General features: G+C 51.1%; 13 protein-coding genes. 4 read left to right on the forward strand and 9 right to left on the reverse strand.

Annotated elements, in window-relative coordinates:
• The first annotated feature begins 30 nt into the window (after nucleotides 1-30).
• Nucleotides 31-1,032 (forward strand): hypothetical protein, encoded by a 1,002-nt coding sequence (locus tag ABD937_RS19585; RefSeq protein ID WP_345257589.1) that lies wholly within the window; start codon nucleotides 31-33, stop codon nucleotides 1,030-1,032.
• Nucleotides 1,033-1,665: 633 nt separating this feature from the next.
• On the opposite strand, the gene ABD937_RS19590 is transcribed toward ABD937_RS19585, so the two are convergent.
• Genes ABD937_RS19590 through ABD937_RS19600 form a run of 3 tightly spaced genes read right to left on the reverse strand, consistent with a single transcriptional unit; the run spans nucleotide 1,666 to nucleotide 4,690 of the window.
• The gene (locus ABD937_RS19590) at nucleotides 1,666-3,885 is read right to left on the reverse strand and encodes a TonB-dependent receptor (protein WP_345257590.1); all 2,220 of its coding nucleotides are present in this window, start codon (nucleotides 3,883-3,885) and stop codon (nucleotides 1,666-1,668) included.
• Nucleotides 3,886-3,895: 10 nt separating this feature from the next.
• Nucleotides 3,896-4,297 (reverse strand): heavy-metal-associated domain-containing protein, encoded by a 402-nt coding sequence (locus ABD937_RS19595; RefSeq protein WP_345257591.1) that lies wholly within the window; start codon nucleotides 4,295-4,297, stop codon nucleotides 3,896-3,898.
• Nucleotides 4,298-4,336: 39 nt separating this feature from the next.
• A complete protein-coding gene (locus ABD937_RS19600; protein ID WP_345257593.1) occupies nucleotides 4,337-4,690 on the reverse strand; it encodes a hypothetical protein in 354 nt (117 codons plus the stop codon).
• 176 nt (nucleotides 4,691-4,866) lie between these two features.
• Between ABD937_RS19600 and ABD937_RS19605 the strand changes: the two genes are divergently transcribed.
• Nucleotides 4,867-5,160 carry a hypothetical protein gene (locus ABD937_RS19605; RefSeq protein ID WP_345257595.1) on the forward strand — a complete coding sequence of 98 codons (294 nt, stop codon included), beginning with the start codon at nucleotides 4,867-4,869 and terminating at the stop codon, nucleotides 5,158-5,160.
• 89 nt (nucleotides 5,161-5,249) lie between these two features.
• Here ABD937_RS19605 and mobC read toward each other — a convergent pair whose 3' ends face one another.
• The 4 genes from mobC to ABD937_RS19625 form a co-directional block, all read right to left on the reverse strand.
• Nucleotides 5,250-7,232 carry a conjugal transfer protein MobC gene (gene mobC / locus ABD937_RS19610; RefSeq protein ID WP_345257596.1) on the reverse strand — a complete coding sequence of 661 codons (1,983 nt, stop codon included), beginning with the start codon at nucleotides 7,230-7,232 and terminating at the stop codon, nucleotides 5,250-5,252.
• 19 nt (nucleotides 7,233-7,251) lie between these two features.
• A complete protein-coding gene (locus ABD937_RS19615; RefSeq protein WP_345257598.1) occupies nucleotides 7,252-8,502 on the reverse strand; it encodes a relaxase/mobilization nuclease domain-containing protein in 1,251 nt (416 codons plus the stop codon).
• Nucleotides 8,496-8,882, reverse strand: coding sequence for a plasmid mobilization protein (locus ABD937_RS19620; RefSeq protein WP_345257599.1), 387 nt, complete (start codon nucleotides 8,880-8,882; stop codon nucleotides 8,496-8,498). The genes ABD937_RS19615 and ABD937_RS19620 overlap by 7 nt, the downstream gene beginning before the upstream one ends.
• Before the next feature lie 151 nt (nucleotides 8,883-9,033).
• A complete protein-coding gene (locus ABD937_RS19625; protein WP_345257600.1) occupies nucleotides 9,034-9,945 on the reverse strand; it encodes a toprim domain-containing protein in 912 nt (303 codons plus the stop codon).
• 148 nt (nucleotides 9,946-10,093) lie between these two features.
• On the opposite strand from ABD937_RS19625, the gene ABD937_RS19630 reads away from it, so the two are divergent.
• Complete coding sequence (locus tag ABD937_RS19630; protein WP_345257601.1) at nucleotides 10,094-10,396, forward strand: hypothetical protein; 303 nt, start codon at nucleotides 10,094-10,096, stop codon at nucleotides 10,394-10,396.
• Between the two features lie 15 nt (nucleotides 10,397-10,411).
• On the opposite strand, the gene ABD937_RS19635 is transcribed toward ABD937_RS19630, so the two are convergent.
• Together ABD937_RS19635 and ABD937_RS19640 are read right to left on the reverse strand one after the other, a co-directional pair.
• Nucleotides 10,412-10,882 carry a JAB domain-containing protein gene (locus ABD937_RS19635; protein ID WP_345257602.1) on the reverse strand — a complete coding sequence of 157 codons (471 nt, stop codon included), beginning with the start codon at nucleotides 10,880-10,882 and terminating at the stop codon, nucleotides 10,412-10,414.
• Nucleotides 10,883-11,161: 279 nt separating this feature from the next.
• Nucleotides 11,162-12,205: a DUF932 domain-containing protein gene (locus ABD937_RS19640; RefSeq protein ID WP_345257603.1), complete on the reverse strand. Its 1,044-nt coding sequence runs from the start codon at nucleotides 12,203-12,205 to the stop codon at nucleotides 11,162-11,164.
• Nucleotides 12,206-12,682: 477 nt separating this feature from the next.
• On the opposite strand from ABD937_RS19640, the gene ABD937_RS19645 reads away from it, so the two are divergent.
• The gene (locus ABD937_RS19645) at nucleotides 12,683-12,871 is read left to right on the forward strand and encodes a hypothetical protein (RefSeq protein ID WP_345257605.1); all 189 of its coding nucleotides are present in this window, start codon (nucleotides 12,683-12,685) and stop codon (nucleotides 12,869-12,871) included.
• Nucleotides 12,872-12,980: the final 109 nt, after the last annotated feature.

Below are 12,980 nucleotides of genomic sequence, written 5' to 3' on the forward strand. Positions count from 1 at the left end.
GGGAAAACCATCCAACTAAAAAACTTCATCATGAGAAGAATTCTGCCAGTCTTTGGGCTTCTCTGGGCTTGCTCTCCAAACTTTGTGCAAATGTCGAAAGCTTCCTATGAGCGGCAACTACATGCCTCATGGCGGCTGGCTGATACCGCCTGTAATGAAAACATTCAAAGAATCAATCCTGCGGCTACTGGCAAGGTAAAAATTAAATTCCGGAGCGGAGAAGTACGTCTTGTTTTCAAAGACAGCATCTGGGGATTTGAACAAAAAAATTGCAGTCCTTTGCGGCTCTACGAGGGTAGCTATTACAGGGCAGATGAGTTGTCACCTTTAGTCCGCTATATCCACTGCGTAGGTAAAGACTGGGAGCGGCACTTCAGCATGTCCCCCGATGAGCCAATCCACGCCTTTACTGCCAAGCAGTTGCGGTTGACTGCAGATTCGATGACGTACGCAACAATAGCACAAGCTGCAGCAACTCACAGAAAGGAGCTGAGTTTTGACTTTTATGCACTAAATGCCAAGGTGCTGGGCCACGAGTTATGGGGCGGCGGGCTCGAATTCAAGTTTTATCCCCGTCTGCGCTGGGCCACAGGATTGACGCTCTCTGGCAGCGGAAAAGCAGTCTCCGATACATTCGGCTTTTCCATCAAAGAACCACGACTTCAATATTTGGAAGCCGGCTGGATCAACCAGTACGACCTTTGGCAAAACAAATACTTCAGGCTGGGGATCAATCTGACCAATGGCTTTGCAATGGCCACCTTAAGAGACAACTCGCAAACACAGAAAGTCCGATCGCGCTATGGCGAGCGTGAAGTACCCAAAAGGATAGCCACAAACTACTTCTACCTTCTTCAACCCGGGCTGGATCTTTCTTATAAGGTCCTATCGAACCGCCATAATCCAGACTTTTTCGTCAATATGAAAGCGCGCTACAGTAAGGGCTTCGGACGCGTACGTTTTGGCGAGCACAGTGCCCCCTCCACCTACTGGTTTGGGGTTGGGCTATCTTTGATTGGATTTGACCGGTAGCAATTTTAGGCACCTTTTGCCCATACAACCAGCTGATTTTTTTAGTATTCCAACTGCACCCGCTAAGACAAAAAGATCGTCTTGAGTGAAAGGCATTGAGGATTGATTTGCAGGACGCGGTCCTGCGCACTTATGAGGATGCCTGCTGGGACTGATTGTCGTAACCAGGTTCAGCAGGATTAGAGCGACTTAAGTGACATATTCAGCAGTGGACGTATCTATTTGAAAAACTGTCTCAATGCCCCTGCAATAGCCAAAAGCACAAAGAATGCAAGTATGATTGCCCCTACAATCAGAGGGAATTGATTCTTCCGATCAAAAAGCCAGTTCTTATTTGCCTTTTGAAAGTATTGTTTTCTTTTGCGCCGCACACGTGACCTAGCCATTATTTCAAAGGTAGAGGGTAACGTTTCGTGAAAAAAAGACATTAAAATGCTTTCGCAAATTCTCTGAATTTGATATAATGAGAGTTCTAGGTCGCATTTAACTTAGGGCCAAGCCCTGTTGCGCGAGTAAACCTCGCTCCCTTGCATCAGGCAAAATGAAAACAGCCCTGCACATATGGTTGCTGTCTACGCAACCTTCCTGTACAGGGCTGTTCTGCTTTTCTCATGTGATGGTTCCAAAAGCCCTCTAGAGCCGGAAACGGAACCCGATGTATCCCTCGCGGCCTCTTGTTGGCCCCCAGGCAAACTGCGTATCGAAATAGGCGCCAAAAGGGTCTTGCCAGCCGATCAACGGGCGTCGCTGTCTAAAGCCGAACAGGTTCTCCACCCCGGTATAAAGCTCCCAACTCTTGCTCAAATTGTAAGTAAACTGGGCGCTTACGACAGTATATGGATTCGATTGATCTGGCATGCGGAATGGCTCTGGATTTGCCTTTGTATCCGGCAGCCACTGCCGGCCATACCAATGCATGTTGGCATCAAGGTGCCAGCGCTTGCTGAGTGGCTGAAAAGAGAAGGACGTATGTACCCGGTGCTTCGGGTTGAAAGGAAGTGTTTCCTTCACGCCGCCCCGCACCTGGTGGACGTCGAGGAACACATAGCCCACTTTCGCACTTACCCGCTTGTAGAAGACGCCGCTCACCTCGGCCTGGGCCGCGTTGGAAACGGACCGCCCCCGGAAATTCCGGATCACCGCCAGTGTCGGGCTTGCATCATAATCGGGAAAGATTTGGTTTTGAAAACGAGTGTGATAGAGGTCAAGGGATAATGCGCCTTCCACGTTGGTGCCTTTGTAGCGCTGCGTCAGGCTCAGGCCGTAGTTGAGCGCTCGTTCCGGTTCGAGCTCCTCTGCAAAGCGGATATCCCGCGAGCTCGCCAGCAGGCCGACGTTCTCGCTGAAGATATTGGCCGTGCGCCATCCCGTTCCGATCGAGGCCCGGAGATCCGTTCGCTCGCCCGCCTTGTAGCGCAGGAGCGTCCGCGGCGTGAGGGTCCAGCCAAAACGGTTGTGGTGGTCTGCGCGGACACCAAACATCCAAGTCAACTTGTCACTAAACAGGTTCAGCGTATTCTCTGCAAACACACCCGGAACGCTTTCGTTTCTGTGATAGTCGCCGGCATAGGTCCGCCCAAGGCTATTGTTTGAAAAACCGACAGCCTCCCTTATGCGCAGGTTCCTATAGCTAAAACCGGTTTTCAGTACGCCCGAAGGCGCGTAAGTCCATTCGTGCTGCAGGTTGGCATAAGCGTTCGACTGCCGGGCCGCGTACTTCGTCACACCGAAATAGGATTCCTGGTGCTGGTAAAAGCCCGAGGTGTATAGGGCGAAGCGGTGCTCGTCATTCATGCGGTAAGCGAGTTTCACCCAAGCCTCAGGCTGGTCGATCTGAACCAGCTGACCGTAACGCTGGTCACTACCTTTTAGATTCTGCGAAAACCCTGTTTGCCCGCCGATGCGCTTTTCTGAGAGGAAGCGGACGCCGATCTGCGTACTCCAGCCCCACTTGGCTTCATTGCCCCTCTTCCAGCGGTTGAAGGCCATATAGCGGGTGAGCTTGGACACATCCAGAAAGCCATCGTGGTCCCGGTCGACTGTGGCGGCCGGCTGCACTACGTGTACCGCCCCCAGGCTGCTCCACTTTCCTTTCTTGTGCGAAAACAGTGCATTGTAATGGCTTTCTCCGAAGCTATTGAGGTACCCGTTTAGCAAAAGCTTGTCCGCGCGGTCTGGCTCCCGGGTCAGCACGTTGATCTGGCCACTTATGCTCTCGTAACCCTGTAGCACGGAGTTGGCGCCCTTAGCTACCCAGATATTCTCCACGAGCGGCCCAGGAATGCTGCTGATGCCATAGGTGTAGGTGCCGCCTTGAATCATGGGCAGCCCGTCGACCAGCACTTGGTTGTAGATGCCCGACAAGCCCAATATGCGCAGCTCCTTGGAGTTCGTGACAATGTTCGTGGTCTGAGGCTGTACCGATGCCTGGGTTTCGAAACAGCCGGCCAAGTCACAACAGGCGGCTTTCTTCAATTCGAGCGATGTGATCACCTCGACCTTCATGGGCAGGTTGGCGATATAGGTAGCATTCCGTCCGCCGCTTACGACCACACCTTCCAGCTGACCCCGCTCGCGGAGTACGATCTCAAGGACTGCCGTGTCGCGCACGGGAAGGGTATCGGACCGGTAGCCGGTATGGCTGACGATCAGGGTTCCGGTCCCTTCCGTAGGCATTATAATCCGGAAAGCGCCGTTTTTGTCAGTAGCGACTCCTCCATGTCCCTGCAGCCAGGTGACGGAGGCCCCCTCTACGGGAGCCCGGTCACGCGTATATACGTTGCCACGTAACTCCTGGCTATAGGACGATGAAGAGCCTGCTAGTATGGAACATACTATCAGAACTTTTCTCATGGTCCCGGTATTAAAACTTGGCGCGATAGGGACGCTCGCTGGGGTTGTCGCAGCCAGGCGTGGCCTCGATGGCCTTGCGGATCTCAGCCTCCGTGGCAACGGAAGGCTGGTAGGTCACTTCAAAGGCAGAGGTTGCAGAAGCTTTTCGGGCGGGCTGGCAAGCAGTCACTCCGGCCACCTTCAGGATTGCTTTCTGGATGTCTTTGAGGTCGCCACTACAAGTGATTCCGCTAACCTTAACCGTGATCTTCGCTTCTTTTTGAGCGACGGCCTGGGTGGCAGGCGCAGCAGTTGCCGTTTGGGCGGCAGCAGTATGGCCGAAAACTGTTACGAAAGTGAGCACAAGGAGGCTATAGAAAATTTGATTATTAGATTTCATCTTGACGATTTGGAGAGAATTAAAATAGTTCAAAAATGGTTCTTAAGACTTTGCGGTAGTTGCCGAATACATTTAGGATAACTTAGGCGGCTGCCAAAATTCGCCGTAGACCTCTCCAGGTACATGCTCTTTAAAAAACGGGAAATTTAAGTTCGCCTTTAGTGAAACCGCACTTGAAACCATCATCAGATCGGAATTCACAGCAACGCTGTTTTTACAAACTTCGAAGGGGTGGCAGGCTCCGCTCGTGCAATCATTTTGAGTAGGGCACTTTTCCTGCTGCGGCACCTCATTGCTTACCGCTTCACAGCTCAAAACGCAGCAACTAGTTGCATCGCCAGTCAACTTGCCGAACACGCCTCGTATTCCGGGCTCCAGGGCCAGCAATAGCAGATAAAAGGAAAATATGACTCCAAGTACTTTCATTACTATTGTTGCAAGATAACGTATGCAAGGCGTCTTTCATGCTTCAACGCTCAGTACGATACATCTTGTGCTGGACTGCGGCCAACATTTGCTATCCTTTAGAATTGGCGCCCGCCACATACGTTTATTTTTAAATATATTTGCTTCACGAAAAACCAAACTTTACACGTACACTTATGGAACAGCCGTTCAGCTTCTTTTTCGAAGAAAAAGAAAGACGGGCAACCGTTCATATCAGTTTACAGGATGACGGATGCTTCATTTTTACAATTGTCAAAGACAAGGAGATTGTCGACCGTTTTGGCTCCGACATTGACTTCGAATTTGACGCGGGGTCTGAAGAAATAAAAGCAGGGCGCGTGGCAGACGCCGACCTACTGAATTTAAAATCAGCGATTCTTGGAGCGGTTAAGGTACTACCGGGATTTGAACAGCAAAAAGCCAGGTTGATCGTAAGAGCCCAAGTTTAGACACTGTTTCGCAGGGAGGAATATTATCACACTGCCAGAATTAATATGTGGCTTGGACAAGGATTCAAAGTTTTAATCCAAACGGCTGTTTATTTATTCACACGCAAAGTTGCGAGGGCGGGGTCGTTAATCAAACGTTCCATTTCCGAGTAAACCAGGTCTTGAATATCTTGCCGAACCTGGAGGTAATTTTGCTCTACCATGGCAGGGGTGACCTGGCGCACCTCCGGAAGTGGTAAATAAGCACTTATCTCTCTTTCCAGCGCAGTATGATCATTGATGATTTCGGCATGAAAGGCCTTGTAGTCAATTTTTTGCTGCGGCTCGTCGGCCACAAGTCCCACAAACGTGCCTGAGCTAAGCGAGGCAATCTTGGAAGGCGGAAGTGCTGCTTCCAGCTGACGGGAATGACTGATAGATGTATCTGTTCTATTGATGGAAAAGGACGATCGCTCCTGCATCGTTCTTCCTATCCGTTCAGACAGGCTTTTGGCAGTCTCACCCATCACCTGTCCGGAGATGACATTACCTGTGATGTTCATGATCACGTCGGCGCCATCCCGTCCATAGTCTTTTTTAAGCTGACTAAAATCCTGAACGCCCAACGTAGTGGCCACTTTGTTGCTGCGGGCCGTGGCAATGAGTCCGTCCATATTGTTGAGGTATATCGTCGGAAATTCATCGAAGATGAGGGAGCTTTTCAAGCCTCCTTTCCGATTCACCAGCTTAATGAGGCGCGAGACATACAAAGAAAGGACCGCACCATAGACCTGTTGCTTTTGAGGATTGTTGCCCATACATACGATCTTCGGCGCCTCCGGGTTATTTATATCCAGTGTGAAGTCCGTGCCTGAAAGGACATAGTAAAGCTGAGGTGACGCTAGCCGCGCCATTGCGATCTTCGCGGCAGCAATCTGCCCCTCCAACTGCTCCATAGCATCATTCAGATATGCATTGATAAAAGGATTAATCAGTACTTCAATCTCCTTCTCCAGCCTAAGGACCGAAAAAAGTGTATCGTACTCCACCTGCATCAGCTCGATTACGTGAGGCAGGGTACAAAATTCGCCATTGCGATAGCGTCGAAGGTACCAAATGACGGCTGTTACAAAGTTGATTGGAGACTCTACGAAGAAGTCCCCTTGCCGGCGTACCCACTCCCGGTTGAGGCCCATGAGGATCGTCCGTGCCGATTCGGATGCGTCTGTGATGTCGAACATGGCAGTCGGATCCAGCGGATTGCACCGGTGGGTCCGCGACAGATCATCAAAATTGATCAGGTAGAAGGCCGGCGGAACAGTGTACCGCCCCCGGTGTTGCAAGTAGTGATTATAGGCAATCCGGGTAAGATCATCGAATTTAAAATCGTAAATGAACATCGAAAACCCCTTCCGCAAGTGTTGCGTCAAAATGTGCCGGATCACAAAGTAAGATTTTCCGCTGCCGGGTGATCCAAGAACCAGAACGCCACGGAACGGATTGATGATGTTGATCCAGCTATGAAGCACCTTTCCCCGGAAATAATATCGTGCCGGTAGGTTCACGGAGTATTCGTTTTCGAGGAGTCGCTCCTCCTGTGGAAAACTCTCTCCTTCCCGGTTGAAGATATCACCGGAACGCAGCTTCTGTCGGATAAGTCGCGAAAGCAGTACGCCTCCTGTTAATACCAGTATATACCCGGCAGCAGTTAACCCGCAATACAACACGCATCGCACGAGCGCAGGCGCATCCAGTAGCAAAATCGGGCTGCTGAAAAAAAAGAGAAGACTACCCGAAACAAGAGATACAATAATGCTCCGCACCCGAATATTTTCCTCCTTTTTACCGGTCGCACCCATCAACGATAGCAACAAGAACAGGTAAGCAAAGCCTTTAGAATACCAAGGCCGCAGGAATAAGCGGGCTGTCTCCAGATTCATAAGCATCCTATCCGAAACAGCACTTCGCCAACCGGCATCAGCAAAGACGCCGTAGCAATAGTAATAGCAGTGGACCAGGAGGAAGAAAAGGCTGATCCATCGGGTCATATCAAGGATCTTTCGCAGTCCCTGTTCATTTTCACCAGTACCCATATCTTTTTTGTTTTTGAGGCTATTTGGGGCGGCGCCCTTTACGTTTTTTACGCTTCTTCTGTCCTTGGGCCGCTTGTTGTTCGATTGTAAACTCAGAAGCAAGCAAGACCTCTAGTAGCTCACTCCTCGTAGCAGGCAGTTGGTCACTTTTCTTTTCGTTGTATGGATGGAGTAGGGCTTGTTTCTGGTGCCCAGATTCGGCCGGCTTCGGCCCATTCGCAGGTCCACAGATCCCCCACTGCTCTCCCAGCCCTTTCGGGCTGTAGCGTTTTCCCAACTCGCTGCCATTTGCCACTAGCTTATTCTGATGGTCAATGTAGGTGACCCCATAGATGAAACCCTCCTCATTTTGCCGCAATACGACCTCCACGCCGGATTTGGCGAGCGCCTGGCAAAATGAATCCCACGAACGTACATCCTTCGATGAAAGTGCCCAGTCTAACTTCGTACGCAAACGAGGCTGTAACGCCACCTTCTGAGCGATCGATTCAGCAAATCGTTTCTCTAAGTATTTCAAGCCGGGATTCTGTGGCAGGATACTGGCTTTTAGAGGTGGGCCGACAGGACGCCCCTTTTCGTCCAGCGCATGGTAAAGAAGCCCTCCCCTTTTAAAGGTTCGCGAGTCCGCCGCACCACGTGATGCCTGCACGCGGTAAAGCCCTAAAATAGCGTTGAGTTCAGGAAATGAACCAAACCGGTAGTGGGGGAGCACAACTTGCAGCACGTTGGCAATTGACCGTCGCAAATCATCGTTTCCATAGACCACTTTCCGGGCCACAGCGGCTTGCTCCTGATTCGATTTACGCTGTGCCGGTACCAGGCCAAATTTCTGCTCCAAACTTTTACGCACCTGCTCGGAGGGGCCGCGCCCCAGACCATGGAGCGATATCCGGCCTCCGTCGCGGCATATGTTGGTCGTCACAATATGGAGGTGTGGGTGACCGGCATCTTCGTGCCGGTAGACCAGGTAGGGCTGCTCCCCAAAGCCAATCCCTTGCATATAGGCTGCGGCAATGGCCTCCATTTTTTCGTTGGAAAGCGACTCGGAGGGATCAAAATTCAGGGAGATGTGCACCGCATTTGTGGTGGCTCTTTCATTTAGTTCGATGAGACGCTGGAAGGCCCGCCATTTGTCATAAAATGAGAGCCTGCCAGCATCCTTCAAAAAGCCTTCAGCCGCAAGGAGAACAGCTCTGCCTTTTGCGACTTTTTGCTCATTGTAATTGAGCACTTTCTGAATGTTTTTCGAGCTGCCAATCCGGGCTACCATCGGGCTGCGATTTGATCGATTTTCACTTGGATTTCCCCCACCTTTTGAAAGAGCAATTCCTTGCTTTTTTCATTTACCAGAACCCAGGCTTTCAGCTCCACGAAGTGTTCCATTGCGTGCAGGCGTTTGACAGCCTGGTTAAAATTCTGGCCGATGGCATTTAACTCCCTGCGAACCTGAATTAGCTCCGCTACCAGTGCATCGAGCGACGCATCGCGGGTGAGCACCGCAATCTTCTTTTCCAAAAGGTGCGCGCGGAGATACTCACTCAGCTTGCGCTTTGTAGTCGCACGAAAGCGTCCGTCCAGCATGCTAAACTCCGCATCCGTGAACCGGATCGTGACTTTCCGGCATCGGTTCTTATTCTGCTTGTTTTCCATAGTGTTCCGCTTTTCTGTCGTTCTTTAACGTCCCCGCGAGTTCCGAGCAAGAGGGGACCGCGACTCCGATTGTCCGACAATCGTACATCTTGCCGGGTGCGGGTACCGGCAGCCTGAATTGGCCTCGGTGCGGCCCACCAAAAAAGAGCGTTCAAGGCGAGTGAAAGGGAGGGCGCTGTCGGAAACGCGTGCCTTTACCCATATGCATTAACCAGTCATTGAGGTCCTTATAGCCTTGGTAAAAGCGCCGTTCATCTTTCGCCTGAGGGCAATCCTTGAGCAGCTGCCGGAGGTGTTTTTCCCCAGCCTTGTCGTTATCGAGGTAAAGCCGAACCTGCCTATAAGCTGTCAGAACGTCGAGGCTTTTCGGAGCGAAAGAAAGGGAGTTAAGAACCAGGAAGTCCAGTCGCGGTACCTCTTGTTTTTGATGGATGGAGAGAAAGGAAAGAAAGTCGAAAAAGCCTTCGAAAACGGCGAGCTCCCGGCTACCCCGGAAGCAACAGGAAATGTCCTTGGGAGTACTGCTTCCCTTAAACCAATCATTACGCAATTCGTAGCCGCCGGAACGGTTCGGAAAACCAAGCGCCAGGTACCGCTTGCCTGCAAGGGAGAAGACAACTTCGCGCAGGTACTTTTGAGCGAGTGAAATCGGGATTTTCCGGGTATGCAGGTAGCGCTGTAGCGACAGTGACTGGATCGGCCGATCACCATGAATGTCTAACTTTTTTTCTGGGGCTTCCTGTGCGCCGATCTGAAAAGTGGGAAGCTGCTGTATCGTGGGAAAGCTTCCGAAAAGTTGAACCAGCAGTTCGGGAATAGTACAGGCAAAATAACGCAACCCAAAATCCACGAGTGTCCCGCCGGCACCTTCTCCGTGATCATACCAAACGTTCAGCCTACGGTTGACTTTAAAAGACGGTGTCCGTTCGTTACGTAGTGGTGATAAATACCAGTAATCCACACCCCGGACTTTTTGCGGCGTGTGCCCCAGCCGAGCAAGATAATCTACCAGATCCAGGCTATTAGCGTCCTTGCAGGAAAGCCCGTTGCTAAACTCTTTCATACCACACATTTTCAAGATCCACCTGACCAAATTAGGCAGCACAAAAGCTCCATTCATCACCCCTTCAGATACTGAGGGGGAGCATACAGCATTGCGGAATTAGTTTTGGATGGTTAACCGCAATTGTGAACAAGAAAAATGTGATGTTATGCTTTCAAAAAATGACCTCGCCAAACTCTATGACACCGTCCTCAGCATCCCGGGCATGGCAGACACCGTGAAGGTGGATCTGCGCATGCCACGAAAGAACGTATTACTCCTTAGCAAAGTGATCCAACGCGGGCTGGCTCCCGACGGAGAAGAAGTGAAGGGCACCGGCGTTTTAGATTTGATCGCCCCAGAAACGCTCCAGGAACTGGCGGCATTCTCTAGTGAGCTACTGCAGAAGGCCGGCCTCCACGAAATGAACGAAAAGCTGGATGCATTCAGAGAGAGCGACGGGAAGGGGTAAGAGTAAAAAAAGGGCTTACAAAAGCCCTTCGTCTGCAAAAGAATAATAACCTTCAGAGGAGAGGATCAGGTGATCCAGGACTTTGATGTCGAGGAATTCCCCAGCGCCTTTGATCTTCCGGGTCAGCTCCTCATCGGCGCGCGAGGGTTGCAGGTTTCCGGAAGGATGGTTGTGGGCCAGGATCAGGCCGACGGCATGAACCTTCAGAGCGGCTGTGAAAATGAGTCTTGGATCCGCCACGGTGCCTGTAATGCCGCCGGAAGAAACGTTGAAGATGCAAAGGACCTTGTTGGCGCGGTTTAAGAACAGCACCTTGAATTGCTCCACGAGGTCCATTTTTCCATCTTCCCAAAGCAGGTGCAGCACATTGAAAGCATCGGAAGAAGTAGTGATCTGCGGCCGCTCGGAAGCCTTGACTTGCGACTTATACACCAGTTCTACTTCAGCGACTTTACCGATAGCTTCTACCGTGATCTTCTTTTCCATAATCGTTTGTTTAGAGTGATTGAATTGATTATGGAACCCCATCCGCCCGGCGGCGCACCAGGCGCAAGGAGGAACGGAATAAATCCTGCTTTGAAAATCCTTACCGGTGATTTTATGCCGTAGTTCCTTGCCCGCCTGCGGCGGCGCCTTGGGCGAACTTTGTGCAAGCTGTCAATGAATACCCCTTCTACAGTAAAGCCTTTAAGGAAGCTCCAGGCGAACGAAGCCGCCCGGAGGGCGGCCGCGAATAGTTGAAAAGGGGCCGCAGCCCCTGGCACCCTAGTTTAAGAATAAGGCTGAGTTGCCTTTCTGAGCGAAGCCTTCGCAAAGCCGAAAGGCGTTTTGCACTTTGCTTTGAGCAGAGCCATTTAGTAACAGCGATTTCAGTTTTGCCTCCTCGCTCTTATAGGTCCGGACATTCTGAAAGTACCCGGTTACAGCATTGTAGGCGCCGAAGAGAGTACCGCGGGTGGTATCGGTGTTCTGGCTTGGGTGGCTCAAGGCATATTCATAGGCAGCCTCGCACATATTTTGAAAGTAGGTAGACAGGCCATCCTTACCCTTTCCCTGCAATTGCGCCACCGTCTCCTTTGTCGGCGCCAGGGCGAGCTGAATGAGCTTTTTCACCTCCCGGTCGGTAATCTGCACCCGGCTCCAGTGGTTGAAAATTGCCTCCAGCTGGCTCGACAGCCTGTTGGTAATTCCCATGAGCTGGTGGGCCATCTCAAGGCGGGCACCGGCACCAGCAGTATGGCGGATTTTAATGGTATTGCTGCGCTGGTTCATAGCTGCGTTGAGCGTGTTGGCGCAGACAACCCGGACCGGGGTGAACGCGGCTGTAATACTCCCGTAGCCATCGTGGGAGGTGGTCAAGAAAAGGTATTGCTCGATCAAGTCCTCCCGGCCCACGCGTATATAGGAGGGCAGCTTGGCAGTTATAAAAATTCGCTCGCCTTTGCCAAGTGCACTGGCTGTCTCATACTGGATGCCATCGCCGCCAACAATGGAATCAAAGAACGCAAACGCGTCAACATTCTGCACGACTTCGTAATCCTTGCCGACCACCCCGAGAACGTCACCGGTGTCGGTACGCACGGTGGCCACTGACTGCAAAACAGGGATGGTTCCGCTCTCATCCGCTGCACCTGCGGCCGTGAATAGTGGACGCTTTTCTACCTGGTAGTCGAGCCCGGCGAAGCGGAGTGCTTCGGCACTCGTAGGGTAGTCTTGTACGATGGTTCCCAGACCATGCCAGGCTTTTTGCTTTACGGAGAAAAAGCTGTGCTGTCCCGTCGTTTCGTTGAAATGAAGATTGTGTGCCATAGTGTGCTACCCAGCTTTGATTTGTATCCCGCAGGCGGTACTGCTGCGGTTTGATTAAAAAAATAGTTTTGTAAAAGAAAAAGGGAAAAAAGAAAGCTTTCCCAAAGGCGGCTGCAGAAGTCCCAAAAGGAAACGGAATAAATCGTGGGTAGAGAAATGATTGGCCGCTTTGTTTTATGCCGTAGTCTTTTGGGCAGCGTACTGAACCTGCGGCAGTGCAGCCGCTAACTTTGCTTTCGCTTTTACCCGTTTCTTACAAAACTGGCCGGCATTTCGAAAGTTGGATTCTAGTTTGATCCCTGCGACCGGCTTAACGTTTAGGTGCACAGTCCAGATCTTGTTGTTCTCAAAGCTTTCCAATCGTGAGCAACAGCACAAGAGAAAACGTTCACCACCCGTCCTGCCTAAGAATTCCTCGCTTTGACCGAACAAATGCGTGCAACAGGGGGCACTATAAGTAAATTTGCTTACTCTGTTATGAAACTAGCTACACTTTCTTTTCCTTCTCTGGGTGACCTCGCTGAATGTATGTTTCACATAAATGTTCGCCGTCCTTCTATCGACTATGAAAAATACACCTTTACGGCAGAGCTGACTGATGATCAAATTGATCGGGCAGGAACGTTTCACGCAACACTTCTGGGCGCTGAAGATGTGTTACATTAACAGGACAATTCCTAGGTTGTGTTGACAATTGGCGGAGGGTTTGCTTTTTGTAGATAAACTTCCGTGAAGAGCAGATACAGTGTACCTGATGAAGTTTGGCAGCGGATTG

It is taken from the genome of Flaviaestuariibacter amylovorans (genome assembly GCF_039541815.1).
GTDB lineage: Bacteria > Bacteroidota > Bacteroidia > Chitinophagales > Chitinophagaceae > Flavisolibacter > Flavisolibacter amylovorans.

What these genes read in the sequence shown, in the direction of transcription:
- mobC (WP_345257596.1), bottom strand. Translation starts at nt 7,232, where the DNA reads ATGGGTACTGGTGAAAATGAACAGGGACTGCGAAAGATCCTTGATATG.
- ABD937_RS19600 (WP_345257593.1), bottom strand. Translation starts at nt 4,690, where the DNA reads ATGAAAGTACTTGGAGTCATATTTTCCTTTTATCTGCTATTGCTGGCC.
- ABD937_RS19620 (WP_345257599.1), bottom strand. Translation starts at nt 8,882, where the DNA reads ATGGAAAACAAGCAGAATAAGAACCGATGCCGGAAAGTCACGATCCGG.
- ABD937_RS19605 (WP_345257595.1), top strand. Translation starts at nt 4,867, where the DNA reads ATGGAACAGCCGTTCAGCTTCTTTTTCGAAGAAAAAGAAAGACGGGCA.
- ABD937_RS19645 (WP_345257605.1), top strand. Translation starts at nt 12,683, where the DNA reads ATGAAACTAGCTACACTTTCTTTTCCTTCTCTGGGTGACCTCGCTGAA.
- ABD937_RS19640 (WP_345257603.1), bottom strand. Translation starts at nt 12,205, where the DNA reads ATGGCACACAATCTTCATTTCAACGAAACGACGGGACAGCACAGCTTT.
- ABD937_RS19590 (WP_345257590.1), bottom strand. Translation starts at nt 3,885, where the DNA reads ATGAGAAAAGTTCTGATAGTATGTTCCATACTAGCAGGCTCTTCATCG.
- ABD937_RS19630 (WP_345257601.1), top strand. Translation starts at nt 10,094, where the DNA reads ATGCTTTCAAAAAATGACCTCGCCAAACTCTATGACACCGTCCTCAGC.
- ABD937_RS19635 (WP_345257602.1), bottom strand. Translation starts at nt 10,882, where the DNA reads ATGGAAAAGAAGATCACGGTAGAAGCTATCGGTAAAGTCGCTGAAGTA.
- ABD937_RS19625 (WP_345257600.1), bottom strand. Translation starts at nt 9,945, where the DNA reads ATGAAAGAGTTTAGCAACGGGCTTTCCTGCAAGGACGCTAATAGCCTG.
- ABD937_RS19615 (WP_345257598.1), bottom strand. Translation starts at nt 8,502, where the DNA reads ATGGTAGCCCGGATTGGCAGCTCGAAAAACATTCAGAAAGTGCTCAAT.
- ABD937_RS19585 (WP_345257589.1), top strand. Translation starts at nt 31, where the DNA reads ATGAGAAGAATTCTGCCAGTCTTTGGGCTTCTCTGGGCTTGCTCTCCA.